Source organism: Vulcanisaeta souniana JCM 11219, assembly GCF_026000775.1.
In the GTDB taxonomy this organism is placed as follows: Archaea; Thermoproteota; Thermoprotei; order Thermoproteales; family Thermocladiaceae; genus Vulcanisaeta; species Vulcanisaeta souniana.
In genome coordinates, this window is the sequence record NZ_AP026830.1 from 531,868 (window position 1) to 557,715 (window position 25,848).

The following is a 25,848-nucleotide window of genomic DNA, read 5'->3' on the forward strand; positions in this document are numbered from 1 at the left end:
ATAGCGAGATTGCTATGTTTTAAGGAATTCCTTAATTACTGGTAATTACCCCTTAAATTCAACTTTAGCTAATTCATAATCGCCGGGTTTCATATTGTATAATTCATCAATGAGGTTTACCTTTAACGAAGCGGGTCCATAGGACCTCCTCTCAGCTTTTTCTGCGGCTACCTCAAACGTGACCAAGCCCTCCACTGAGGTGACTAGGAAGTCCCTGTTCACGGCCATGAAGCTGGCAATTACGGAACCAACCATACAACCACTGCCAGTTATGTACTGTAGCATGGGCGTGCCATTACTAACAATTGCGCTTCTCCTACCGTCAGATACATAATCCCTGGGTCCTGTAATCACAGCAGTTACTCCATACTCCCTAGCTAACTTCTCAGCAACATCAAGATTAGCCTCGCCAAGGGCATCGACGCCCTTGATCATACCTGCCACTCCAGCCAGGGCCATCATTTCTCCACCATTTCCCTTAAGCACACTAACCTCAGTCTCATTGAGGATCCTTAGTACTGTTTCAGTCCTGAACCCAGTTGCACCGGCACCTACTGGGTCCAAGAGAACAGGCACATTATTCTTACTTGCGGCCTTACCAGCCAATAAGAAGGACTCTACCCATCTATCATCAAGTGTACCAATGTTTATATACAACGCATCAGCCTTAGCAGCTAACTCCTCAACTTCCTCTCTAGCATGTGCCATGATTGGTGATGCACCAACGGCAAGGGTTACATTTGCTGCGTCATTCATAACCACATAGTTCATTAGGTGGTGAATTAAGGGCCTTCTCTTCCTAATGGTCTGTAGATCATCCCAATAATTAGTCATCGCATGTTTCAATAACATGCTTATTAATAAATATTAAATATATTATTCATAAGTTAAGAAAGACACAATACGGAGATACACCACATGGAATGCCTTAGCATGTAGTGCTTTGTACATAGTGTCGCTAGGTTTATTAATTTCAGTCCCACATCGATAATGAATGAGCAAGGAACTTAAGAATGAATTTTATGTTTATCATGATTGGCTTGTTGTGTACCGACGACGTTCAATAGTTGGTTAGGGAGTTGGCCAATTGAGTAGGGCTGTGTAGAGACTTGCCGAGAGCCGGAAAAACCATGGAAGGAGAAGAGGAGGACTTGGAGGGAGATAAGGTGATTGCGGATCGCTCTGTTGAAAAAGGGAATGCTTTGGATTTAGAGACTTTGAGCATTATATGGTTAGGTTGTTAGGGAAATGCTCAGGTAGAGGGCATTGATAAAATGAATGTCAAATCTCGCCCTTAAGGGCGGGGAGGGTCAGTGTGAGGTTATGGTGAACATAACGTTGTCTGTTGATGGATATGAGGAGGTTGAGGGTCAATTAGAGAAGCTACACCAAGTGAGGTATTACAATACCTAACAAGTAAGGCAAGGGCAAGGAATCCATCTAGTAATCAGGTATGAATTATGAGGTAAACATTCAATCTTGTTTAATTATATGGTAAAAAATAAAAAATAAAGTTGGAGGCTTGATTTGAGTCAATATGGACGTTAGTTTTTCCATAAATAATTACTATAAAATCATGACAGTTATTTCCCTGTTATTTATGCTTGTAATGCCAATAGGTTCGGTAATGGCTCAGTCAATGCTTGGTTATGAAATTATTAAACCGCAGCCAAGCATGTTCAGTTACATAAACCCAACCACCATAGGGCTAACGAAATACCCAGCTCAGTCTGGGGTTAATGATACAACCGCTGGTATGGTTATATTGTTACCTACTTACTATTTGCCACTTTCGTATAACTTCTCGGCTGGTCAGTTCGTGAATATATATGTCTGGTCCAACCAATCAATATCAATTTATCTGATGAATAATGAACAGTACTCAGCCTTCTCATCGGGTCAATCATACACGTACATTTATGAAGCAGGTGGAAGCATTATTGAAAGATCCTTCTATATCAGCGGTGGCGGCACCTACTACATAGTCATTGATAATAATAATCAAGGCTCGGCCTTCGTACTTTACGAAATAACGGAATCACCAAGCCCTGAAGGACCTAACTTCCCAATGGGTATTGCAGATTACGGACTAGCACTGCTCCAGGGTAATTTGCTGGCTTATGAGTATTCCACGGACATGTTCGTTGGCGAGGTGACAATATACAACGCAAGCACTGCAGAGCCTAGTTACTGCCCGTCACTTGAGGTCGAACCGGGCAATACCTGGTTTAGTACTCAGTTGAACGTGGTTATACTCATTCAAACAGCCAATGGCAATACACAGTATTATTGGTTGCAGGATGTTGTACGTTTCAATTCTCAGAGTGATCAGTTCCAGGTTCTTGATAACATATGGAATGACACGGGTAGCACCAGTGTAATTAATTCTGCATTAATAAGCGGCAATGGTGGAATAACTTCCTCAGGGAGTAACGTGTTTTATTACGATTGGGGCATTGAGCAGCCCCAGTCGGTGTCTTTGCCTTTCACAATATACCTAGTCATTAAGGTTGGGTTGAATAGTAATGGCTACCCATGGGCAGCCTTCGGATACTCAATAAACGGACAAACAACAACATGGTACGACAACGTAACCATAATGATACCATCAAACTACGCAAGCATTACAGTGTCGCCACCCAACCCACTGCTTAATAGGTATGTGCTATTTAACGACGCGGAATTGGTGGTGGCTGGTCCATGGAGTAGTGAATGCACCATTGCCAACACCCTGGGTGTTGAATTGGGTCTCTACTTTAAGTACGGTGATTACCTGGTCCCAATACCATACATGTGGAATTTCGGCATGCACACGGCCGAGTCTATACTTAATGCATCATCGATCTCCATAGGTCCAGGCATGGCGTTTGTAAAAAACGGTAATGAAGAACCAACATACATAATGGGTTACTTCGCCCTACTGACCATCTACAATAGCATTAATGGCGTGACAAACACATCAATAGTTACGCCTGGTACGCCAGTAAAAATCGGCGAGCCAGAAATTATCGTGTTTAATAATGGAACTAGGTATGTACTTCAGGGTTACGTAATCAATGGCAGTGAGTACTTAAGCGCGGCAAGCCTTAGTATAGTCATTAATGGATCAACGAGCATAGACATTGAGTGGGTCAGGCAGTACATGGTTAATGTAACAAGCCCAATACCAATACTGGTAAACGGCAACGCAACAAGCAACTACAGCGGCTGGGTAAACGCAGGCTCAACAATCACAATAAATGCGCCAAAATACTACGCGCTCAACAACAAAACAAGGCTTGCCTTCCAATACTTCTACGTAATTAACTACGAGCCGTACTACACGATTAATTACCCCTACAACTTATCATTCACAATAGACTCACCTATGGCATTCACGGCAACATACACGAGACAATACCTGGTAAACATAGTATCCGCAGCGCCCATCTACATAAATGGCTCAGCGTACACGAACTACACGGGCTGGGTTAACGAGGGATCATCATTAGTACTAACAATACCAAGGTACTACCAACTCAGTAATGCAACACGCTATGTATTCAATGGGAATAACACGGCAATAACGCTTACAGTGGATGAACCGGAGGAATTATCCATAAACCAATGGACAAGGCAATACCTAATAAACATATCAAGTCAATACCCAGTAAACATAAACGGGACGACAACTACGCAATACACCAACTGGCTAGATGCAGGTTCAATAATCGTAGTAAGGCCAAGCACGGTATTCACAGACGGCCTCCTACTTCAGGAACCCGGCCTCACGCTGGTGGTTAACGGCCCCATGACCATTAATATTAAATGGACGATAAACTGGGTACTCACGGCAGCGCTCTATGCGGTCGTAGTAATCATAATAGTCTCAATAATCCTATTGATAAGAAGATCGAGGAGGACTATGCCGTAAAATCCCAAGTATCAATCAATCGCGTATCCCCACTAGCCGAGATGCGGTACTTATGGTACTCACCATTGCCAAGTACGCGGCAGTTACCAACGAAACCCGGCCTGTAGAAGTCAATCACTGTTGATGAGGCGTAAAGCACACCCCCAGGGATATCGCACTGGTAAAGCCTGTAATACGCCTCCCTAGTCTCCCTCCTCTCATCATCAAGAACCTTGTAATAACTACCGACAATTAGCGTAACGTAACCATCCTCAACCAATGCAATGCCCAGATTTGCCCCGGTCCTCACGAACTTAAGTAGCCAAGCAAGATCGTCTTTGGTGATGTCGCCCTTAATACGATTAGCGAGGGCCAGGTTAGCGATGTAGGTATCATTAAACCTAGCCGCGTAATCCTTGTCAATACCAACCTCCCTGGCTATGTCATCCCTATGGAAGGAACCGTTATGAATCATGTAGAGCTCAAAGCCATCCCTAGTCACCGCCCTAACAGGGTGCGTTGAGAATATGTTTTTCGGCGTACCTGTGCTCGCGGCCCTGGCGTGTATCATCATTAGCACCGCATCATCATTATTCACATTACTTAGAAAACCCCTAATGATATTAACGGGGTTATCCATGAATATGGCCCTCACACTCCTATGATGGAATGCGGATGAGGAGACAACATTGACGAACAAAATTCCCCAACCATCCTCATGCCTCTCCTCACTGAGGAATTTCTTGCCGTATGGGTCCATAGACGCTGCCTGCACAAGGCTATTGCCAATACCAACCAAGGTCTCGCCGGCATTATTAAACCTACCAAGGGCGACGGCAAACCTACACATACCCGTTGGGCTATGTAATGGGAATTTAATAAATGTTTTGTGTTTTACAGTTGAACATAAAACTTATTAGGAGATATGCCCAATAAACAATTATCATGTTTACAATAGCATTCATGTCAGCAAGCGGCGGTGCAGGAAAACAACCCTGGCGGTGAACACGGCGGCATCCCTAGCCATCGATGGACGCAAGGTATTATTCATCGACTTCGACCCATCGGCAATGGCAACCCGCGTATTACTAGGTAGGACATTCGACGAGTGCAACCTAAAGACCCTAATGAAAAAGCTCACTGATTATAAAAAGGGCTACTTAAAAAGTATGCCCACAGTTAACGAGTGCCTTCATCAACACGTGATTCCGGGAAATAACGCAGCCTTCTACGTATTACCTGGAGGTAACTTAGACGAAATAAGTAGTGACATAAAGAACGTGCCTGACTGGGGTTACTTCTAAGGTCGCTTATTGATAAATTAATGGAGGAGATGGGGTATGACTTTGATGTAATAATTCTAGACTCACCAAATTGGGTTTATCAATTCTTCGAAATGACATTCCCACTGGCTCCACTCTATGTAGCTATTACGAGGCCTGGTCTTCAGGAAATTAATAAGTTCGTGGACTTCCTTAGAAGGATAATGAACATGCTGTACAACCAGAAAATATTTATCCCAAGGAATAAGAACTATGAAAGCCTAATATCATACGTAGTCAACCAGTATAGATCTAACATGAGAACGCAAGAGATCATGAAGGCTTGGCATGAGGTAAATGAAATCATGAGCAAAGAATTCCCGAACGTACGTCCATTAGTAACTAATGATATGCCTGATAAGTATTATGGTGATGAGGACACAGAATTCGTAGGATTCAGGTACCTAGATGAGATATCTCTAGATTCATACGTAGAGAGTGGTCCATTATACGTAAGGAAACGTACTTCAAAGAGTACAAAGCCCATTAAGCAGTTCGAAGCGTATTATAAATTGCTGAAGCAGTTCGTGTCAGAAATGACGCCGGTGGAGGTGGATCATTAAGGCGTGGGTGTTGAAGAGTGGTAAGGCAATGCAAGGAAAACGAGTATATAGCAATAATTGCGCGTCGACTAAACTGTAGCGAACAATATTCGATAAACCTTGGTTTCATTAACGTAAAACCTGACTTATTATGCAATGGCATTGCGTATGAAGTGGAGTGCGAGGATAAGGTACATTATGGCATTGGGCAAGCCATAGCCTACCAATACGGTGGATTACGGGCAGGGCTCATAGTAATAACGACGAATGAAGACAACAACAAATTGAACCAATTAATGAACTTCCTAAGGTTGGGCGCGCAGTAAACTGGGCATTGAAACCTACATCTTCAAGTGCATTCGGTATGACTGCAACCTACTAAAAACTGAATAGGCAATTAAAATAATGCAAACAGCTAGGTTGCATAGAATATGATAGATAAATTCATAGATAAATAATTAATAATATAATGTGACAATACCAATATTAATTATGAACTATGAATTACTTATAGCGTGTGTGAGTGGGGTCAGGCGCGCGCATGTTTTTCGTAATAATTCTATTTCTAATTAACGTTCAATTACTAATGAAGTAAACTATATAGATTTGTTGTTAATGAATATAAAAATATTTATATCACATATGTCACTTAATATTATTTATTATCGTGGTTGTGTTATTGTCTTATTTTTATGGCTTATGTAAATTATATATAGTAAGTAATGTGAATACTTAATTATTTTGATAAATCATTATTTCAATATGCCATATGTAATATCCGGTGATGGTACTAAGATTTACTACGAGGTAATTGGTAGGGGTGAGCCGCTGGTTTTGGTTCAGGGTTTTAGTTGGGACTTAACCGCCTGGCATTTCCAATGGGAGCTGGGTTATAGGTTTAGGCTTGTCCTCATTGATAATAGGGGTGTGGGCCTTTCCGATAAGCCCAGTGGCCCGTATTCCCTGGATTCCATGGCTGATGACGCATATGCCGTTGTTAGCGAGTTGGGGTTTAGGTCCATTCACCTGCTTGGTTTCTCTATGGGTGGTATGATTGCCCAGGACTTCGTGCTTAGACATGGCGATGTTGTCAAGTCCCTGATACTCTCCTCAACAATGCCCCACCTAGAAATAACCCCTGAGCTTAGGCAGTTCACCGAGATGGCTATTAAGCTTTATGATAACTTCAACATGTTCACCGGTGCATTACAGGTGGCCTTTAGTGAGGGTTGGATTAGTGGGAATGAGCAGGTCTTCCATGAATTAACCAGGTTATTCTTTAACAGGAGGATGCCCAAGGAGGCGTACGTGGCTCAGTTGGAGGCCATGGGTGCAGACTTAACGCCCAGACTTAGTGAAATTCAGGTGCCCACTACGATTATTCACGGGGAGGCCGATAGGCTAATACCCATTGAGAACGGGAGGAAGTTATTCAATGGAATCCCGAACTCAAGGTTTGTCGTTTTCCCGGATGCTGGCCATGCAGTGTATATCGAAAGGCCCAGTGAGTATAATGAGCAGGTTATTCGTCATATTGAGCTTGTGAATTCCGGTAGATTCAGTGAGCATGTTAAGCGTGAGGAAAGAGTGACTTATACATGATTCTTTGCTTCTTTTATTTCCGTAAAAATCACCTAATCTTTACCTGATCCTCCGGCTTAACAATCCATCTATCTATATACCTACTCATGTTCTGAAGAACCACTATCCTACTCGGCTCATCCTCATCCATGTACCTGAAATCACCACCAAGCCTATTAATATCCTCAAGGAGCCTCATGGCCCACTCCCTAACCTCCTCATGCTTGAGCATGTCATTTCTTGTCAATCTGAAGGTTGAGTGGCCTAGGTGCATGTAGGACTTAACCTCGATGAAGTGTGGGTTTCCAATTAGCATCAGTTTTGCGAATTCAGGTACGTACTTGAAGTCATAGTTTAGGCTCCTGATTAGGGTTATCCTGATCACGGTCCTCGTGTTCAACTTACTAAGCAATTCAAGGCTCCTCAACCACCTCTCCCAAGCATCCTCCCTACGCATGACTGGCACATTAATTCTATAGAATAATTCCTTACTTGGCGCATTGCACGATAGGTATAACTGCGTTGGCAATGTGCCTTCTTGCTGTAATCTCTCGAGCATTTCAGGATGCTCGCCATTAGTGACTATGAAGACTGATTTAGTATTTGGGAGGCTCTTGAGATACTTAACCAATTGCGGAAGTTTTGGGTAAAGCGTCGGCTCTCCGGACAAGGATATCGACCAGTGCGTCGGTACCAAGGCTTCCTTAGCCCTCTCCTTGGACTTTGGATTACCGAAATAACCCGTTAACAACCTATACCTCTCCCTTAAGACTCCCTGGATAAGCTCCTCAGGGTCATCAACCAAATCCGTAGTGGGTATGAGAGAGTCAAAGGAATCCGTTGGCCTCCAGCAATATACGCATCTATTACTGCATATCATGCCAACTGGGCTAAACTCGGCACACCTGTGGGAGCCACCTGCCGGTGCCCCATAGAACTTAAACTTATAGCAGCTCTGTCCCTTAACTAGGGCACTCTTTGTCCAGTGGCATAGCTCGACCGTTGAATGGTTGTATATGCCGTAACTAGCCTTTATCAGTCTTGCCTTTGTCTCGTCAGTGATCCGTATCCTAATCCTGCCATTAACCTCACTAATAATGTGATACTTCAGCGACTCCCTTACTGTCTGCTCAATTTTCTCCATTATTATCAAGCCATTATGTCCTAATTTAGAATATAAACTTTTATCTAGTCATTAATTTAGCTAAATAATGCCACCACCAATCCTTCTCCAAAGCGCGAAGTACCAGGTCGGCGTGGTTAATTCGCTAATGCTAACGGACCTATCGGGCGTGTATGGCTTAATGTCCAGTATCGGCGTACCATCAAACAGGTCAAGCCCAGAAACCCTGAGGAACCTGCCATCCCTACCAACAAGCCTAACAATACTAAGGCCAATGGGGTTTGGCCTGTGTGGCGAGTCGGACGCGAATACGCCAACCTCGGGTAATTCATCGAGGCTTATCCCAAACTTCACAAGTCTCCTGGGCTTAATCATGAGGACGTTCCGCTGCTCCCTGGTGACTTTATTAAATAGTGAGATCAGTATTATGTGTGAGAAGCCGTCAATGTTCCTCAAACCATCAACAAACTCCTCAAAAACCTCAATAACACCATCAACACCCGTACTAGACGCCCTCACCGCATCATCACTGAGTCCATGTCTAACAATACCAATTGGTCTCAAGAATAACCCTCCATTACTCACCACGAAGTACCTGGATAATTCATTATAGGCGTCATTATCCCTAAGTAATTCAATTATTAGGGCACTTAACAATCCATTCTTCTTAATTGTGCTTATGACCTCCTTAATATCCACAAAACCATAGTTGATACGCGCCACTTTAAGCATTATTTCATTATGTGAAGAATTACAAGCACCGTATATCGTAGAATTGCATTAACAATGTAGTACTCCATATAGTTATCACGGGCAATGACATAACGCGTTAGTAATTTAGCTGGGGCTTGTACGTAATAGTGATGGTTAGTAATTACGGCTATTTTGAGCAATTCGATGAAAGGTTTGCGAGGATGTATAGGTTCTTCGACGTATTGCTAATATGGAGTTATAGGCTGACGGCAAATATCCTTAATAGGCTTGTGAAGCCGCCAGCGAAGATACTTGAGGTGGGACCTGGCACAGGGAGACTAGCCAATATATTGAGTAATCGTGGTTACCACGTGGTTGGCGTTGATGTAAGTCTACCAATGCTTAGGCAGGCCAGGAGGTTTTGGAGACCTGATTTTGTAAATGCGGGGAGTTGGGCAATACCAACTAAGCCGGGTAGGTTTGACGCTGCCGTAGCCATGTTCACACTACATCACTGGGGTGACCATGCATCATCTATTAGGAATGTCTATGACTCATTAAGGTCTGACTCCGTGTTCATTGTCGCTGAGGCCAATGCAGATAGAATTGGGACATTGGGAAGCCATTCATGCAGTGAAAGATGCTTGGTGAATGTATTGACTCCCTACTTTAACGTTAATTTCATTAGATCGTTTCCACTAATAATAGCCATTGGTAAGAAGTTAAAGTAATTAATTACGGCATAGACTCAGCAAATGCATGAGCGGCTTATATGTTAGTAAATTAAAGAGAAGAGCCTTGAACGCACTTCGCATTGCCGAGGGTACTGATGATTTTGATTTAGCCATGTTCCTCATAGAACAAGCAATTCAACTTTACATAAAGGCTGTTTATTTTGAGTTGTTAGGGTCTAAGGTTAGGGGTCATGGCATTAGGGAATTGATCGGCGTGTTAACTAAGGGACTTGGGTCCCAGGGCTTTAGTGAATTAGTGCGTGAGTTGAGGGATTTTGTGGTTTATAATAGGGATATACTGATAATGCTTGAGGAGGCGTACACCGAGGGTAGGTATGGTGAAATTAGCTATGACATTGATGATATATCTAAAGCACTTAATGTGGCTAAGGAATTAATAAGATTGTTAGATAGGGTTGTTAGTAATGTCAAGTTGGGTTAGGTACCACTTCGAGCACTTAAGGAGGTGGAGAGAGTATGCAGTGGCGGTTATGAGGGCTGCCAGGGACTTAATACCGGGTGTTAGGGTTTTTGTCATTGGTGGGGTCGCCGAGGGTAGGACTACGGTCCTTAGTGACATAGACATACTAATAATCATACCAGGAGGAGTCACCGTGAATAAGGGGAGGCTTTATAGGGACATTCTCATTAGGGCTATGGATGTCTACGGCCTTCCCTGGGATGCACCCGTAGAACTACACATTGTTAACGATGATGAGGGCAGGTATTATTTTGAGTCATCAAGTAGGGTTATTGAGATTGATGATGGCTCTAGGTAAAGCAGCCGTGCCTTAAGTAATGGAGTACGTAACCCACAGATGCACCTTCAATTGCCGTAACTGATGCAGCGACTATGATGTTTATTAATGGGGGTGGGTCGATTATTGTCGTAAATAGGGCTAGGATAATTGCTAAGGCGAGCTGCGATAATGCCAACGCCTTAAGTGATCCCTTATTCACCATGCACTTAATTTCCCTCTTGATTTCTAGTTGACTTTTCATTAATAATTATATTATTTATTGTATTTATTTAAGCATTTCTTAGCGTATGAATAATTATGCATACCTATCACGCATAAAATCAGTAAGTACGTTACGTAAAGTCTCCTCATTAACTATGGGTGTGGTGCATGCGGAATATGCACAGACATACGCCAACGGGCTCCCTTTTCTCCTGTATTCATTTACCATAGCCCTTATTGAGTTATCCATTAATAAGTCGTCGACGCTATCACTAATAATTGGGATCACCAACTTACCTGGCCTAAAGGTCCTTAATGCTGTCTTTAAAAGCCTCATGAAATCGTCATTGGCATCACCAACAATTACCACCTTAGGCGGATCCCTCAAGTACCAATCAAGGGCTATGAAGTATGATGATGTCGCAGTACCGTACCTCATTGCCAGGGAGTATAACGCCCTTATTCCGTTATTAACCTCCTTGCTGAACTTGTCAATGCCAGTCACCCTATATAGGTTCATTAAAGCAATCAACGCCAGGGAGTTTGGGCTCCAATTCGGCGTGTCTGCAATGGGCTTTATCCTTAGCGTCATTGGCTCATCGGGCATGTCCGTATCGTAGAAACCACTATCTGGCGCCCTAAACTTATCAACTATGTCATTACCGAGCTTAATCGCGAACTCCAGGTACTTCCTATTACCCGTATGACTATACGCCACCAACGCGGCTAGAAGCGTGTAGGAATAATCCTCCAGTAAACCTGGTAGTGAAAGAGTGTTGCATCTGAATGCCCTACGTAATCCATCATTTCTATACATGTTATTCATAATAAAGTCGACAGTCTTTAACGAATGTTCAATTACGTCATTAATACCCATATAATCACTAGCCATTGTATACGCGATGGACATGGCCGAAGACCAGCCGGCGTATATTGTGGTGTCTATTCGAGGGTTCTTTCTTTGGCTCCTTGCATTAATCATCTTACTTATTGCGGAGTTAAGCAACGACCTAGTCATATCAATGCTAATACCCAACTTATTAGCGACCTCCTCAATACCTAATGCTCTGTGTAAAACGACTTTCTCATTACCCTGAAACCTAAATACGCCGAAGTACCAATAAATAACATTGAACTCATCATTCGATAACAACCCCCTCAACTCATCAACACTCCATTTATAGTAACCACCCTCATCCCTAAAGTCAGCATCGGCATCCTGACTGGCGTAGTAACCACCGTCGGGGTTTGCCAACGTACCATTAACATAATTAATAATGCCCGCCCCAATTTCTCGTAACTCATTATCCATGGTAACGGCGTATGCCTCGGAATAATTCATTAGAAGCTCAGCATTATCAATAAGCAGCTTCTCAAAGTGTGGCATTAACCAATCACTATCCACGGAATACCTATGGAAACCACCACCCAGCTGATCATAAATACCGCCCCTCCCCATCCCTATTAACGTTTCACGTACAATGTTGATTATGGCATTACCCGTGTAAAAGCCCCTATAGAGTAATAATGCGTGGTACGTGACCTGGGGAAACTTAGGCGCCATTCCAAAACCACCATGTTCATGATCATACATATCCATGATCTTAGTCACTACCTCATCCACAACACCAGTGTCTAAATCCTCAATGGTAATGGAGACATAGGAGCTTGTTATTGCATTGTTAATCTCCCTAACCAATTCACCTATCTGATCCCTCTTACTCCTATAAGCGTCAAGTACAGCCCTTAATACCCTAACCATACCAGGTAAGCCCATGTCGTCCCTGGGCGGGAAGTAGGTACCGGCGTAGATAACCTCGCCCTTAGGCGTTGCGAAGGCTGTCAATGGCCACCCACCCTGCCCAGCAATTAATAATGCAGCCTCCTGGTACCTCCTATCAATGTCAGGTCTCTCATCCCTATCCACCTTAATCGGTATGAAGTAATCATTTATTAATTGGACAACCTCTAGGTCCTTGTATGTGGTCTCATCCATAACATGGCACCAGTGGCACCACCCAGCACCAATATCGATTAGTAATGGCTTATCCTCATTAACGGCCCTCTCAAAGGCCTTAGCGCACCAACCCCACCACTTCACCGGACTGTTCAGGGTCTCGAGTACATAGGGCGATTGCGATTGCGTAAGACATCGTATTCTCTCATCAAAGTCCATTAAATCAGTGTATGCGAGTTTATTAAAAAGGGCGTTTACTAAGTTTAGTAGGTGTTAACACTGTCTCGGTAGTTTAGGGTTCCTTACCGCGCTTAATTGGAGCACCATGATTTAACCAGTCAAGCCAGGAACCAAGGTAAACCCTAACCCTACTAAAGCCGAGCAGTTCGGTTAAAACAAACCACACGAGGGCTGACCTACCACCAGTCCTGCAGTAAAGTATTATGTCGTCACTTGGTGAAAGCCCGTAATTATCAACCACCTTCCTAATCTCATCATGATCCCTAAACCTATTGGTTTGGGGTTCGAGGAATAGGTTCCAGGGCATGTTAATGGCGCCCGGTATGTGGCCCCAAATATCCATGTCATCACCTATGTACTCACAGGGAGACCTGGTATCAATAAGTAGTGTATTACTGCCAATATTGTTATTAGTGACTAGCTCGTATACTTGATCGAAATTAACGAAGTAATCCTTGAAATTGACGGTAATATTTAGCCAATTCCTTGGATCAAAACTACCTTTATACGCATGGCCATTGCAAGTGCATAGAGGGCCCTTATGTATCAACCAGCTTATTTTACTGCCGTTAAGTATTGACACGTGCCTAAATCCAAGGGCTTTAAATACCATGTAGGCTATCGCGGAGTGCCTATTATCAATCTCATCAAGAAGAACCACATGTCTTTCCCTGGCAATACCCCTAGTTACTAAATCAACCATTAATTCATAATATCCCTTGATAATACCCACACCATATAGCAAATCACTATAAAGGTTTAACAACATAGATTTTGGTATGTGCCAACTAAGGTATCCAACCCTTGGGTTCTCATTCACCTCAACCGCAATAGGGGAATTAGAAATAAACGGATTTGCATCGGTTCCAAAAGCCCTTAGCAGTTCATGGGCTTCGATTAATGGTTCCACGACAATGCAATGGTATTATGCCTTATAAGTACGAATTATGAATGCATTTTTTGCATATATTTATATAAATAAGAATATAAATAAATTAAAAATGCGCAAAAAATGCATAATTAGCACTAATATATTAAATTCTGTATAATTATGTGATTAATGGCTGAGGAGAGGAAATTGGGTATTGTATTCGCATCGGGCGCCGCAAATAGGATCTGTTGCCTGGTGATTTATGGCGCAGCGGCACTGGCGGCCGGCTATAAGGTCGTTGTTCACTTGGTTAATGAGGGTTTGGTCGCCTTTAGGAAGGATGTACTGCCAAGGCTGAATACCCAGGACTTAGGCGTGACAATGGGGCCGGCAATGTACGTCCCTTACATAGAGACGTACTTAAGGAATTTAAAGAGCGCCGTGGAGAAGGGCGAGTTTAAGGACTGGTACTCATACATAAAGGAACTTAAGTCAATTTATGGCGATAAATTCAAAATATATGCATGCCCACTTGCCGCGCAACTCTATAACATAAGAAAGGAGGATTTAGTTGATATAGTGGATGAGATTAGGGGTGCGGAGTCCTTCCTTGAGGAGGCCTATGGAGGACCAATACTGTATCTATGAGACAGATTGATCATTGAATATTACTTAATTAAAATCATTACCGTTCTACTTGCGTTGTACCTTAAACCCAGGTCTCGTTAATTCCTTAAGGTTAAGGATACTATCAATCTCATTGTCGCTAAATCCCAACTCCTTAAGCACATCCCTAATGCTACGACCCATCATTAATTCCCTACTTAATTCGGTAGCTTTCTCATAACCTATCATGGGCGTGATCATTGTTATTAAGGCTAGTGATCTCTCGGCGTATTTACGCATGACATCTATATTGGGGACTAACCTATCAATCACAAGTTCTGCGAACTTTCTAATCCCATTACTTAGGATGCTCATCTCCATGATTATGTCATAGCCAATGACCGGTATACCCATGCTCAACTCAAACTCCCCAAGCATTGAGGCATACTCGATTGACTTATCAAGGCCCAATATCTGCGCTATGGCCTGGAGGAGGGACTCCACGGTAACTGGGTTGGTCTTACCAGGCATTATGCTAGACCCAGCAACCTCGCTCTGTGTAGGTATATCTACCTCATTAAGGCCTGTAAACGGTCCCGAAAACATTAACCTAATATCCTGACCAAACCTGTGAAGGTCCAGTGACAATACCCTAATTGCACCTGATAGCATTACCAAATCGGTGAGTAATTTCATGGACATGAATGGGTTAACCTTTATGAAATCCAGCCCACTCACCTCATTAATTACCTTAATAACCTCATCACCAAAATTTGGATGTGTATTAAAGCCAGTACCGACCGCGGTACCGCCGATTGGCAACCCCTTAACGAAATTAATGACGTAATCGAGTAATTGAACGTCACGTAGAAACGCATCTAGGTAGCCAGATAATTCCTGACCGAGGGTTATTGGCAACGCATCCCTTAGATGTGTTCTACCGGGCTTAACAGCATCGCTAAACTCATTAATCCTCCTACGCAGTGAGACTATTAAATCATTAATTGCAGGCCTTAATGACTCCACGTACTCCATAACTGCGGCAACCCTAATGGCCGTGGGTACAACATCATTTGATGATTGGCCAAGGTTCACGTGATCGTTAGGATGTACCTTAATACCGAGATCTAAATACGCGTGCTTGGCAATGATTTCATTAATATTCATGTTTAAGCCGGTGCCAGAACCTGTTTGATACACGTCAAGTACTACTTCATTATCATACTTACCACTCATTAATTCTTGGGAGACCTTCATTATTGCACCACCAACATCACTACTTAATAGCCCAAGCTCCACATTAACCTTGGCTGCGGCATACTTAATGAGCCCCATTGCCCATATTATCCTACGCGGAAACCTAGTACCCGTGTCCAGGTAGAGATCCCTCGCCTTTCTTACAAATTCCATGATAATACATTCAGGCATATATTTAATAATGCGATTACTGAATTCGCGCATTTAAACCGTAAAGGTATGTCTTAAGAATGCATGAACTATGACAAAAATCTTCGAAGTATACCCATTAAGATATATCATATGTCTAACGGTATTATAAAATACTATAGATATGTATAGAAGCTAATATTTTTGTTCATAATTTAAGATAAATAAATACAGTTTTATTAATGTTAGGAATGCATGCATTAACGTGAGGAAGACAGCCATTCACATAATTGGGGGTAACTGGACAAGGGATGGAGCAGGCGTTAAGCTATATAGGGTATTTGGCGATACACGTATTGCCGAGATAACAGACCCATTTCTACTCCTTGATCATTTCGGCTCAAGAGATCCTAATGACTATATGATGGGGTTTCCATGGCATCCGCACAGGGGTATTGAAACAGTGACCTATTTATTGAATGGGGAGGTTCACCACAGGGATAGTACAGGGAATGAGGGAGTTATTGGTCCTGGAGATGCCCAGTGGATGACTGCCGGCAGTGGTATCTTCCATGAAGAGATGCCAAAGCCCATTAGAAAAGTTACATTGAATAGCAATGAGATTTACGACACGGAGGTTAACGGCTTTCAACTTTGGGTAAACCTACCCAGCAAGTATAAGATGAGGGTTCCTAAGTACAGGAACGTCCTCAGGAAGCACATACCAGTGGTTGAGTTGGAGAGCGGTGGTAGGGCCGTGATTATTGCGGGAAAAATTAGGGTGAGTGGTTATGGGACTGTTGAGGGGCCAGTTAATGACTTAACAACACCAATACACTACTTAGATGTTCAATTGCCCGAGGAATCAACATTCAATTATGAAGTTAATAATGGATATACTACATTGATTTATATGGTTGATGGTGAAGCATCCCTTGACCAGTGGCATGTTGCTAGACGCGGAGAGCTTTTTGTCTTAACAAGAGATGGAGATGAGGTTATAGTGAGAACGAGCGAGAAGCCCGCTAGATTCTTATTAATGGCTGGTAGGCCTATCGGTGAGCCAATTGCATGGTATGGACCCATAGTAATGAATACCTGGGATGAAATAAGAAGGGCCTTTGATGAGCTGCGAAGGGGTACGTTCATTAAGGCAAGGCCTGAAGTCCAGGATTATTAATGGGGTTAAGGTAATGAAAATGAAAAAGAATAAATTCAATACTTAAGCGATATATATGATGAGTACTAATAATTTAAATGATGCCATGCTTACGACGTTAGAATCCCTATTTAGTGCATTAGCTGATAGGACTAGGCTTGAGATTGTGCTATTTATAATGAGAAACGGAAAGGCATCAGTACAGGAAATAGCCCGTGGCATTAATAAGTCACAATCATTAGTGTCTCATCACTTAGCCTGCCTTAGGAACTGCGGTATAGTTAAGACAGAGAGGAAGGGTAAGTACGTTTACTACTCATTACTAGATAATGAGGTTGTAAGTATAATTAAGTTGGCTGTGGAACACGCAATGAAGTTTAGCCAATCAATATTAGCGTGTGAAATAATTAATGAGGAGAAAAATAGAAATGAGATAGAAACTCGGGTAAACCTTACTTAGTAATTAACCAACTCCCACTACATCTAATAGACCATTTATGGTGTTTGATAAGTCAACATTACTATAAATTATCCTTCCATTGGGAGATATTAAGTAGTAGATGTCTGGATAACCATGCGGATCATATGCTTCAGTCATTTCAAGGCTTGCATAACCTATTATGAACAGCCTTGAATTATTACCCGCAAAGTATTTAACGAATATACCTACTGGTGTTCCTGAGTAGCCTAAGTCATTGTATGGTTCGAGTATTATGACCGTGACATTCCTCGCGGCTAATAACTGTGCATAATGACTTAGCGTGAGAACACCGTATGCGCAACTACTACACCAAGTGGCTGCGAAGTAGAGTAATACGTAGTGTCCGTGGTGAAGGAAATCCGATAGATCCACTGTGGTTCCATTATCCAGCGTAAACTGCGCATTTGGTGCGTAATCACCTACTTTTATTCCTACATTGACCACTGATGAATTATATAGTACAATTATGAGACTTAACGTAACCACGGTAAGTATTACTATGATTATTACGTACAAGAGAATGCGGGTATTCACGATCATCACCTAATGATCGAACAAAAACATAGTCTCTTAGATGATAGATACAGGGAATAATATGCAAGTATCAGCGCCAAAACCATTATAACAGGATCCCGCTCAGCTATGAAACCCATTATCTTACCATTAATAGTTATGGCTATTAATGAACCGCCTAACGCGGAAATCAACATGGGTATGACTGCACCACAACATAGGCTTGGCATAATACCTATTATTGAAGCGACTGCACTAAGTCTAACGCCCACCGGGCGCATTCTATGACTATAACTATATATGCTAATCGCAACGGATATACTTAAAGCCCAGGATAGAGCTAGGGAATAAACTATGGAATAAATGACATAGTAATTACCAAAAAATAAGAAGCCAGCATTTGATTGAATGAGAATAAATGAGTATGTTAATGATAATACTATAAAAAATACCGTGGTTAATAAAGCATACTTAACGTCATGAAATATCATAGCCCAAACCTTGAATATATAACTTAATCGTTCAGCCATTACACGTTCCTAAGCCTCGGTGTTTTTAAGTTATTCTAACATATGAATATTTGTTCATCTTTAGAAGGATTTATAAATATCCGTTCTTAACGTTGTGAGAGGAATATGGGTAAGCTTAGATCAAATATAGGTAGTGGAGATAAATTGGTCTGTGAGAATTGCGGTGCTGAATTAACACCTGAGAGGATATATGTGCATGAAATTAACGGAGCTAAGCATTACTTTTGCTGTGAGCATTGCGCCCATGAGTTTGAACGTAAATTGAGGATTGCTCATTGATGGTGCTTACTTAATAAGTAATAATGGTGACTGAATGATGAGAAAACTCGTTATAATAGGTTATGGCGCCGCCGGGTTTGCAGCATTAATTAGAGCAAACGAACTTGGAATAAAACCGGTATTGATAGGTTATGGACCACTGGGGGGGTACTTGCATTAATGTTGGCTGTGTACCCTCTAAAACCATTTTACGCATTGGGGAGTTGTATAATTACGTAAGTAAGGTGCTCGGTCATGAACACTACCCTGAGTTTATGGAGATATTTGCCAGGGAAAGGGAGGTGGTTAACGAGCTTAGGCGGTTGAAGTATGAGGATGTACTGGCTAAGTATGACGTTGAGCTTGTCAAGGGTAAAGCGTACTTCACATCATCAAGTACCGTTAAGGTTAATGGCAAGGTCATAGAGGCAAGGAGGTTCATAATAGCCACGGGAGCATCGCCGAAGATACTGGAAATACCAGGACTTAAGGAGGTTGGGTATTGGACTAACATTGAGGCGCTTAATCCTGATAGGAAGGTGGACTCACTAGTCATTATTGGGGGTAGGGCCCAGGCCCTTGAATTCGCCCAGATGTATAGGAGGCTGGGGGTTGACGTCGCCATAGTACAGAGGAGCCCGACATTAATACCTGACTGGGAACCTGAACTTGCCCTAGAGGCTCAGAGGATGCTTGAGGATGAGGGAGTGTTGGTTATTACTAACGCCAAGGTGCTTAGGGTTAGTAAAGGTTCAGGTAAGGTCGTAATTACGGATAAGGGTGAGATTGAGGCTGATGAAATACTATTTGCCACCGGTAGGAGACCAAACATTGACTTAAATCTTGAAGCTGCAGGGGTTAAATTAAATGATAAAGGCGGCATACTCGTGGATGACGAATTAAGGACAACAAACCCCCGCATTTACGCGGCGGGTGACGTAATTGGTGGTCCAATGCTTGAGGCATTGGCTGGTAAGCAGGGTGTTGTGGCTGTTGATAATGCCGTACTTAATACGCACAGGAGGATCGATATGATGAGCGTACCTCAAGCAATATTTACACAACCCAACCTGGCCAGGGTTGGATTAACGTTTATGGAGGCGAGTAAGGCTGGGATTAATGCTGATTATAGGGTTGTTTGGATGAGGGATGTAGCCAAGGCACATATATTGGGTGATACCAGGGGCTTAATTAAGATGATTATTGATAAAAGTAATATGAGGATAATCGGTGTGCATGTGATGGCGGAGAACGCGGCTGAATTCATAGATGAGGCTGCCCTTGCAATTAGATTGAGGGCTACGGTTGATGATATTATTGATACAGTACACATATTCCCAACCATGGCTGAGTCCCTTAAGCTGGCTGCTCAGGCCTTTCGTAGAGATATTAGTAAGTTAAGCTGTTGTGTGGATTAATCCTACTTTTAACGGCTTTATATATTGGGATAATGAGATCACGATTTTAAGAATTAAGTCGTCTAGGTAGATTACCGCAATAGAGATTCTGAGTACACCCATGCTCAACCATTTACACCATATAGCCCATGTAACATCTCTTAATGATATCATTAATTAATGCATCATCGAATAATCGATACTGCGCTATCTTCATTCAATTCTCCGGAGTAATAATCTCGGCATTCATCTACGTTATAATGAACCCAGGCATCACCAGCATATTAAATAATACCCTCATTACGGACTTAACCCACTTTCCTTCCTTATTAGGATATGAAGCGCATGAACAGGATGGGTCATGCGTGTTAATGTAATAATAATAGAGGTAATACTGTCTATCTATTAAGCAATTGGGGATATTTTATTTATAATAGTTGTAGATCATTGTGGTATGGGGAAGTACGCATTTGTAATACTTTGTAACCCGGATGACTTATCAGAGTCCATAAAGGCTGCCCATGCCCTTCATTACGCGGTACAGCTTAAGCGTAAGGGACATGACGTTTTAGTATACTTTGATGGGCTTGGTTCAAGAATACCGATAGCGAGCGCCAATAGCCCATATAAGGGCTTAAAACCTGCCTATGACGAGGCATATAGAGAAGGCTTAATCTATGGCGTTTGCGGCTACTGCGCATCACCACCGCATCTAAACATAAGGGATTCACTACTCAAATTAAACATTAAGCTGATTGGTGATGAGGAGCATCATGAGGATATATCAATGTTTATTGATAAGGGCTACACCGTACTCATAGTCTAGATTATAATACTATATTTTGTTTCCATTAAAACTAAAAATACGTGTGATAACCGACTGACTGGGTATAGATCACATCATATTGTTAAGATATTATTGAGAAACTTGAAAACTTCACTTTTAGATTTATTTAAAAGTAAAGCGCTTGATTAACTTACCTGATTCTCGTATTCCTTTTTGAAAATTATTAATTCATGGAAATAACCGTTAACCATACCCTTATACTCATAGTCTAATTTCTTCATCGTCCTTATTATACTCTCTATTGCCTTGAACCAGTCATCATCATTAACCAGCACTCTCAGTCCATAACCTGGCCTTAGCTTCTTCACTTCACTTAATATTGAGTAAATTGGATGTCTAAGCCCTGCCTCGCATGACTCATGACTATCAAACACCAATGTCTCGATTATCTCCATAGATCTCACTATATCTTCATCTTCATGATTTAAATTATTTGATGATCTATGCAAAATATGCATATCCAAACAATTTTATTGATTTGATTATATTTGAATTCATTTGTATGGATTACGCACATCCAGAGGTTCTCGTGGATACGGAGTGGGTTGTTAATCATCTAAAGGATCCTAAGGTCAAGATAGTGGAGGTAGATTATGACCCAAGCACCGCATACTTTGTGTGGCATATTCCAGGAGCATCGTTACTGACATGGAAGGATCACATCAGGCATTCTGTACGTAGGGACTTCGTGGAGCCTGACCAATTTGCCAAGTTCATGGAAGAGCGGGGGATATCAAATGACACAACTGTCGTGCTTTACGGAGATTATAATAATTGGTTTGCAGCCTACGCCTTCTGGGTCTTCAAGGTTTATGGGCATGAGGATGTGAGGCTATTTAATGGCGGCAGGACTAAGTGGGCCAGGGAGAATAGGCCGACTTGTGGTGGGCATCAGGAACCGCATTATTACAAGGAGACTGGCGCTAAGTATGTGGTCAAGAGGGTTGATTGGGGTGGCCATAGGGTATACGCATGGGAGATACTCAATAGGTTAAACAAGGGTGAGGTCGGTAAGAGCCTAATGTTGGTTGATGTTAGATCCTCTAAGGAATATACGGGTGAGATAACGGCACCGCCTGAGTACCCTAATGAACATGCGCAAGTTGGTGGCCATATACCGGGTGCGATCAATATACCCTGGAGCCTAGCCGTTAATCCAGACACGGGCGAGTTTAAGATGCCAGATGAGTTGAGGAGACTTTACGAACAGTACGGAATTACGCCAGATAAGGAAGTAATAACCTACTGTAGAATTGCCGAGAGGGCATCCCACACTTGGTTCGTATTGAAGTACCTATTGGGTTATCCCTCGGTTAGGGTATACGATGGTTCATGGGCAGAGTGGGGAAACATGGTTGGTGTTCCGATAAAGAAGGGTCAAGAACCTTAATTAAACCTTAGTAATATTGAACTATTTACCCACTCTTAAATCATTAATATCATTCCTATTAAGATTAGCCATATTAAAGGCTAGGTAATGACATGGTATGGTTAATGAGCAATCCCCATTACCAAGTGACCTAGTCATCTCAGCAGCCCTTAAGCATTTACCCATACTCCTTAATAGCTCAATCAATAATCCAAGGCCCAATCTCACATCAGGATCATTCAAAGCCCTTATTAGACCAAGGGCACCATCCACGGGTTTTATCTCATGATTAACATTAGTGGAGACACCATATAATGAACATAGTATGCATCGCATTGACTCCTGTATCGTAACCCTCAGTTCATCCTTATCGTAGGTACTCATAACATTAAGCACATAATTTATTAAATCATTTATTGTTAGGCCTGACTCAACCATCTAATGAATCTTTTACGCAATATATTATCTCTTTTCACTAAGTGTGTTATATATGAATTGCAACATTAAAAATCATAAATTAATAACACATACACATAATTACTGTGATTAAATAATCATCAGAATAGGAATTGCCACCAGGCTTAAAGGTTAAAAATCAATATTACATTGCCAATCTAATGTTAAGTGAGTTGGGCAATATTGTTCATAGCATTAAGGGCTTGGTGGATGAGGGAGTAATCGTCTCAAGGAGGGTTAGGTGGTCAATGATTAGGTTAGCCAATAATGAACCCACAATAGCCAATAACTGGGTTACCCATGAAACAACGATATATGTCGCCAAGTCAAGGAAGTATTTAACGGCATCACTCTCGACAGCTGACATAAACGCTATTAAGAGCAGGGTCCAGGGATTAATCAAGGAGTTAAGTGACATACCAGAGGATGAGTTCTACGTACCGTTAGTCCATGGCGAGAAGCCAAACCAATTAATTGGTAAGTATGATAGTAAGGTTGAGAGCGAAATTGATAAATTGATTGATGGGTTAAATGAGGCTATCCAAGCGTCACTCAGTGAGGGTTCACAGAGGAATGCTGGCGCAATGACCTTCGGTATTGAGGAGCGTTACTATGTTGATAGTACTGGGCTTGAGCTTGAGGATAAGGCCTCATTCGTTACACTCACAATTAGGGCATTTATTGATGATTTAACCGCCACATCAGTGTCAATATCCAATACCCTCAATGGATTCAAACCAAGAACCGCAGGTACTGAGGCAGGTCACTTGGTGAGCCTGGCTAAGGATTTACCAGAGGAAAGTGTGAGTAGTGGTAGGTATGGTGCAGTTCTTAGTCCATTAGTATCGGCCCATTTATACGGTGTAATGACAGCCATGTGGTTTAATGCTTACTCAGTAATAACGGAAATGTCAGGCATATCTAAGAATGATATCGGTAATTCAATAGCCAGTGAGGACTTATCAGTGGTGGATTTATCAAATGATCCTAACGCCTTTGGTTCGGAATCCTTTGACTACGAGGGCAATAAAACAGTTAATGTGGAGGTAATAAGGAGAGGCATACTCGCTGGGTTACTGCATAATAATAGGACAGCCGCCAAATTCAACGTAACAAGCACAGGCCACGCAGTTGGTAATTGGTTAAGGCCTAGGCCAAGGCACGTAGCAGTAAGTATTGGCCATCTACCAAATGATATTGAGGTTATCGCGACAGAGCTTGGGAATGGCATTATAATCACTAACAATTGGTATACGAGGTTCCAGAACGTTAGAGAGGGCATATTCTCTACCGTAGTCAGGGATGCGGCGTTCCTAGTTAAGAACGGTAAGTTGAGTGCCAGGGTGCGCGGGTTAAGGATTGCGGATTCCTTCAGGACATTACTTAGGAACTTCGTGGATGCGAGTAAGGAGACTAACCAGGTCTATTGGTGGGACTCACCATTACCAGGCACTGCACCGTATGTATTAATTAGGGATTTAAACATATCAAAGGGTTAATGTGGGGCTTTCAAAACTTTAACATTGGTTACTCTAAACGTGGATCCACCTAAATAAACAGGGACTCCCTGTTCTGGATTACCCTTGCCGCAGGTCCCTGGGTAGAACCTGAGGTCATTGGCCACGGCGTCCACGTTACTCCATAATGTCTTCGTGTTGACTTCAATAAATGGTTCCCTAACCATGTACTTCAGGTTCCCATTCTCTATGTAGTAGGCCTCGAAACCCCCATAACGCCCAAACCAGCGTTTATCATCAATATTCCACTCAGTATACGAAGCAATGTATAATCCCCTCCTCGTTTCCCTAATTACTTCCTCAGGCTTCCAATTACCTGGCGCTAGGTATGTGTTTGCCATCCTTGGTATTGGCTCCTTATCGAACTCGCTAGCCCTAGCGGCGGCATTGCTTGTTAACCCGATATATGATGCATACTCCCTATTCATTAGGAATTCGTTAATCATGCCATTCCTAACCAAGAACCTTGGCCTGGCAGTGACCCCCTCTTCATCGACCAGGTAGAAGCCGTAGCTATTGGGTATTGTTGGGTCATCAATTATTGTGACCAAGTCACTACCAATTTTATAACTACCTAGGTAGTCTGGCCTTGTGTACGACTCACCGGCCTCGGCACCCTCCCTACCCATGATCCTATCCAACTCCAGCGGGTGGCCTATACTCTCATGAACCATTATACCCGCTAACTCAGGGCTTAGCACCACATCCATGGTCTCATCATGAGGAAGTGGCTTAGCCTTGTCAAGTACGTCCTTAATAACGTTGACTTCCCTGTCAATATCATCCTCAATATCACTCAACACCTCAAAGCCACCTGAACCGCCAAACTCAATGTTCCTCTGGGCACTGCCGCTCTGTGAGTCATAGGCTATTAATGAACCGAATAGGTAAACTCTAGGTATCCTGCTCCTAACATAGGCTCCATCACTTGTGATAAGAAGTTTTTCGGTAACGGTAGTGCTTAGGAATAGGTTCCTAACCCTAATCCTGGACTCAACCTTAGTGTGAGTATCAAGCTCGCTCAAATACTTGATTAGATACTCATTAGATAAATCCTCAACCCTAACCCTCTGACTAACATCATATGCAACCTTAGCAAGCCTCTCCCTGCTAATCGACACCTTCCTCTTCCTAAGCCTAGCCACGGACCTAGCCAGAGACACGGCCCTACCCACGGCGTCCCTAACTGAATCCCAATCAGTGCTGCTCGTTGCAGCGAAACCCCACATGCCATCTACCAAGACCCTAATCGAAACACCACCATAGGAGTAGCTACTTAATGATTGAAGCGTTCCATTCCTAACATTGACAAACCTAACGGTATCAACCTGGTACCTAACCTCAGCATACGTGGAACCACTACTTAATGCGAGATCAAGGGCCTTGATCATGGTATCCTCAGATAGGCTCAT

29 protein-coding genes and 1 pseudogene are annotated in these 25,848 nt (G+C 42.5%); 17 read left to right on the top strand and 13 right to left on the bottom strand.

All coding sequences use genetic code 11. The annotated features are described in order from the left end of the window. Positions 1-45: 45 nt before the first annotated feature. Entirely contained in the window at positions 46-834 is a 789-nt protein-coding gene (thiM, locus tag Vsou_RS02835; RefSeq protein WP_188602770.1) for a hydroxyethylthiazole kinase, read from the bottom strand. Positions 835-1,278: 444 nt separating this feature from the next. Between thiM and Vsou_RS02840 the strand changes: the two genes are divergently transcribed. Continuing rightward, positions 1,279-1,413, top strand: coding sequence for a hypothetical protein (locus Vsou_RS02840; protein ID WP_264890762.1), 135 nt, complete (start codon positions 1,279-1,281; stop codon positions 1,411-1,413). A 187-nt stretch (positions 1,414-1,600) separates the two neighbouring features. Beyond that, positions 1,601-3,913 (top strand): thermopsin, encoded by a 2,313-nt coding sequence (locus Vsou_RS02845; protein WP_264890763.1) that lies wholly within the window; start codon positions 1,601-1,603, stop codon positions 3,911-3,913. On the opposite strand, the gene Vsou_RS02850 is transcribed toward Vsou_RS02845, so the two are convergent. Continuing rightward, entirely contained in the window at positions 3,903-4,742 is an 840-nt protein-coding gene (locus Vsou_RS02850) for a class II glutamine amidotransferase (protein ID WP_188602772.1), read from the bottom strand. The genes Vsou_RS02845 and Vsou_RS02850 overlap by 11 nt on opposite strands. A 151-nt stretch (positions 4,743-4,893) precedes the next feature. Here Vsou_RS02850 and Vsou_RS02855 point away from each other — a divergent pair, with 151 nt between their 5' ends. The 4 genes from Vsou_RS02855 to Vsou_RS02870 all read left to right on the top strand — a co-directional run bounded on the left by Vsou_RS02855 (position 4,894) and on the right by Vsou_RS02870 (position 7,358). Then, positions 4,894-5,196: a ParA family protein gene (locus Vsou_RS02855; RefSeq protein ID WP_275129364.1), complete on the top strand. Its 303-nt coding sequence runs from the start codon at positions 4,894-4,896 to the stop codon at positions 5,194-5,196. A 29-nt stretch (positions 5,197-5,225) separates the two neighbouring features. Further along, positions 5,226-5,777, top strand: a complete 552-nt coding sequence (locus Vsou_RS02860) for a hypothetical protein (protein ID WP_229709739.1) — start codon at positions 5,226-5,228, stop codon at positions 5,775-5,777. A 17-nt stretch (positions 5,778-5,794) separates the two neighbouring features. Further along, positions 5,795-6,082, top strand: coding sequence for a hypothetical protein (locus Vsou_RS02865; protein WP_054843354.1), 288 nt, complete (start codon positions 5,795-5,797; stop codon positions 6,080-6,082). A gap of 436 nt (positions 6,083-6,518) precedes the next feature. Beyond that, a complete protein-coding gene (locus tag Vsou_RS02870; RefSeq protein WP_188602773.1) occupies positions 6,519-7,358 on the top strand; it encodes an alpha/beta fold hydrolase in 840 nt (279 codons plus the stop codon). 28 nt (positions 7,359-7,386) lie between these two features. On the opposite strand, the gene twy1 is transcribed toward Vsou_RS02870, so the two are convergent. Continuing rightward, positions 7,387-8,481 (bottom strand): 4-demethylwyosine synthase TYW1, encoded by a 1,095-nt coding sequence (gene twy1, locus Vsou_RS02875; RefSeq protein WP_188602774.1) that lies wholly within the window; start codon positions 8,479-8,481, stop codon positions 7,387-7,389. A 60-nt stretch (positions 8,482-8,541) separates the two neighbouring features. Next, positions 8,542-9,159 (bottom strand): tRNA (N6-threonylcarbamoyladenosine(37)-N6)-methyltransferase TrmO, encoded by a 618-nt coding sequence (tsaA, locus tag Vsou_RS02880; RefSeq protein WP_188602775.1) that lies wholly within the window; start codon positions 9,157-9,159, stop codon positions 8,542-8,544. A 164-nt stretch (positions 9,160-9,323) separates the two neighbouring features. Between tsaA and Vsou_RS02885 the strand changes: the two genes are divergently transcribed. The 3 genes from Vsou_RS02885 to Vsou_RS02895 are packed head-to-tail and all read left to right on the top strand — an operon-like array spanning position 9,324 to position 10,666. Next, the gene (locus tag Vsou_RS02885; RefSeq protein ID WP_054843420.1) at positions 9,324-9,884 is read left to right on the top strand and encodes a class I SAM-dependent methyltransferase; all 561 of its coding nucleotides are present in this window, start codon (positions 9,324-9,326) and stop codon (positions 9,882-9,884) included. A 28-nt stretch (positions 9,885-9,912) separates the two neighbouring features. Next, positions 9,913-10,329 carry a HEPN domain-containing protein gene (locus Vsou_RS02890; protein ID WP_188602776.1) on the top strand — a complete coding sequence of 139 codons (417 nt, stop codon included), beginning with the start codon at positions 9,913-9,915 and terminating at the stop codon, positions 10,327-10,329. Beyond that, entirely contained in the window at positions 10,313-10,666 is a 354-nt protein-coding gene (locus tag Vsou_RS02895; protein WP_054843356.1) for a nucleotidyltransferase domain-containing protein, read from the top strand. Before Vsou_RS02890 ends, Vsou_RS02895 begins: the two co-directional genes overlap by 17 nt. Here the strand turns inward: Vsou_RS02895 and Vsou_RS02900 are convergent. From Vsou_RS02900 to Vsou_RS02910, 3 genes are all read right to left on the bottom strand, one after another. After that, on the bottom strand, positions 10,659-10,889 hold the full coding sequence (locus Vsou_RS02900) for a hypothetical protein (protein WP_013336470.1): 231 nt from the start codon (positions 10,887-10,889) through the stop codon (positions 10,659-10,661). The two genes, Vsou_RS02895 and Vsou_RS02900, sit on opposite strands and share 8 nt — an antisense overlap. A gap of 54 nt (positions 10,890-10,943) precedes the next feature. After that, a complete protein-coding gene (locus Vsou_RS02905) occupies positions 10,944-13,025 on the bottom strand; it encodes a thioredoxin domain-containing protein (RefSeq protein ID WP_188602777.1) in 2,082 nt (693 codons plus the stop codon). Positions 13,026-13,098: 73 nt separating this feature from the next. After that, on the bottom strand, positions 13,099-13,956 hold the full coding sequence (locus Vsou_RS02910; RefSeq protein WP_188602778.1) for a sulfurtransferase: 858 nt from the start codon (positions 13,954-13,956) through the stop codon (positions 13,099-13,101). Between the two features lie 150 nt (positions 13,957-14,106). On the opposite strand from Vsou_RS02910, the gene Vsou_RS02915 reads away from it, so the two are divergent. Further along, complete coding sequence (locus Vsou_RS02915) at positions 14,107-14,565, top strand: DsrE/DsrF/DrsH-like family protein (RefSeq protein WP_188602779.1); 459 nt, start codon at positions 14,107-14,109, stop codon at positions 14,563-14,565. A gap of 45 nt (positions 14,566-14,610) precedes the next feature. On the opposite strand, the gene Vsou_RS02920 is transcribed toward Vsou_RS02915, so the two are convergent. Next, positions 14,611-15,933, bottom strand: coding sequence for a class II fumarate hydratase (locus Vsou_RS02920; RefSeq protein ID WP_229709740.1), 1,323 nt, complete (start codon positions 15,931-15,933; stop codon positions 14,611-14,613). A gap of 241 nt (positions 15,934-16,174) precedes the next feature. On the opposite strand from Vsou_RS02920, the gene Vsou_RS02925 reads away from it, so the two are divergent. Further along, entirely contained in the window at positions 16,175-17,089 is a 915-nt protein-coding gene (locus Vsou_RS02925) for a pirin family protein (RefSeq protein ID WP_188602781.1), read from the top strand. Positions 17,090-17,174: 85 nt separating this feature from the next. Further along, positions 17,175-17,528, top strand: a complete 354-nt coding sequence (locus Vsou_RS02930) for an ArsR/SmtB family transcription factor (RefSeq protein WP_052885909.1) — start codon at positions 17,175-17,177, stop codon at positions 17,526-17,528. Positions 17,529-17,531: 3 nt separating this feature from the next. On the opposite strand, the gene Vsou_RS02935 is transcribed toward Vsou_RS02930, so the two are convergent. Then, on the bottom strand, positions 17,532-18,089 hold the full coding sequence (locus tag Vsou_RS02935; RefSeq protein WP_188602782.1) for a peroxiredoxin family protein: 558 nt from the start codon (positions 18,087-18,089) through the stop codon (positions 17,532-17,534). After that, positions 18,089-18,592 carry a hypothetical protein gene (locus tag Vsou_RS02940; RefSeq protein WP_054843362.1) on the bottom strand — a complete coding sequence of 168 codons (504 nt, stop codon included), beginning with the start codon at positions 18,590-18,592 and terminating at the stop codon, positions 18,089-18,091. Before Vsou_RS02940 ends, Vsou_RS02935 begins: the two co-directional genes overlap by 1 nt. 105 nt (positions 18,593-18,697) lie before the next feature. Here Vsou_RS02940 and Vsou_RS02945 point away from each other — a divergent pair, with 105 nt between their 5' ends. The 3 genes and pseudogenes from Vsou_RS02945 (at position 18,698) to Vsou_RS02955 (ending at position 21,073) form a co-directional block, all read left to right on the top strand. Beyond that, a complete protein-coding gene (locus tag Vsou_RS02945) occupies positions 18,698-18,871 on the top strand; it encodes a TRASH domain-containing protein (protein WP_054843363.1) in 174 nt (57 codons plus the stop codon). 37 nt (positions 18,872-18,908) lie between these two features. Continuing rightward, positions 18,909-20,268: pseudogene (merA, locus tag Vsou_RS02950) on the top strand (mercury(II) reductase). 433 nt (positions 20,269-20,701) lie between these two features. Continuing rightward, positions 20,702-21,073, top strand: a complete 372-nt coding sequence (locus Vsou_RS02955; protein ID WP_188602783.1) for a hypothetical protein — start codon at positions 20,702-20,704, stop codon at positions 21,071-21,073. A 146-nt stretch (positions 21,074-21,219) separates the two neighbouring features. Here the strand turns inward: Vsou_RS02955 and Vsou_RS02960 are convergent, their stop codons facing one another. Then, positions 21,220-21,489, bottom strand: coding sequence for a hypothetical protein (locus Vsou_RS02960; protein WP_054843365.1), 270 nt, complete (start codon positions 21,487-21,489; stop codon positions 21,220-21,222). 107 nt (positions 21,490-21,596) lie between these two features. On the opposite strand from Vsou_RS02960, the gene Vsou_RS02965 reads away from it, so the two are divergent. After that, positions 21,597-22,484, top strand: coding sequence for a sulfurtransferase (locus tag Vsou_RS02965; RefSeq protein ID WP_188602784.1), 888 nt, complete (start codon positions 21,597-21,599; stop codon positions 22,482-22,484). A 21-nt stretch (positions 22,485-22,505) separates the two neighbouring features. Here Vsou_RS02965 and Vsou_RS02970 read toward each other — a convergent pair whose 3' ends face one another. After that, positions 22,506-22,901: a DUF1641 domain-containing protein gene (locus tag Vsou_RS02970; RefSeq protein WP_188602785.1), complete on the bottom strand. Its 396-nt coding sequence runs from the start codon at positions 22,899-22,901 to the stop codon at positions 22,506-22,508. Positions 22,902-23,080: 179 nt separating this feature from the next. On the opposite strand from Vsou_RS02970, the gene Vsou_RS02975 reads away from it, so the two are divergent. After that, entirely contained in the window at positions 23,081-24,418 is a 1,338-nt protein-coding gene (locus Vsou_RS02975) for a TldD/PmbA family protein (protein WP_054843421.1), read from the top strand. On the opposite strand, the gene Vsou_RS02980 is transcribed toward Vsou_RS02975, so the two are convergent. Then, positions 24,415-25,848 (bottom strand): TldD/PmbA family protein, encoded by a 1,434-nt coding sequence (locus Vsou_RS02980; protein ID WP_188602786.1) that lies wholly within the window; start codon positions 25,846-25,848, stop codon positions 24,415-24,417. The two genes, Vsou_RS02975 and Vsou_RS02980, sit on opposite strands and share 4 nt — an antisense overlap.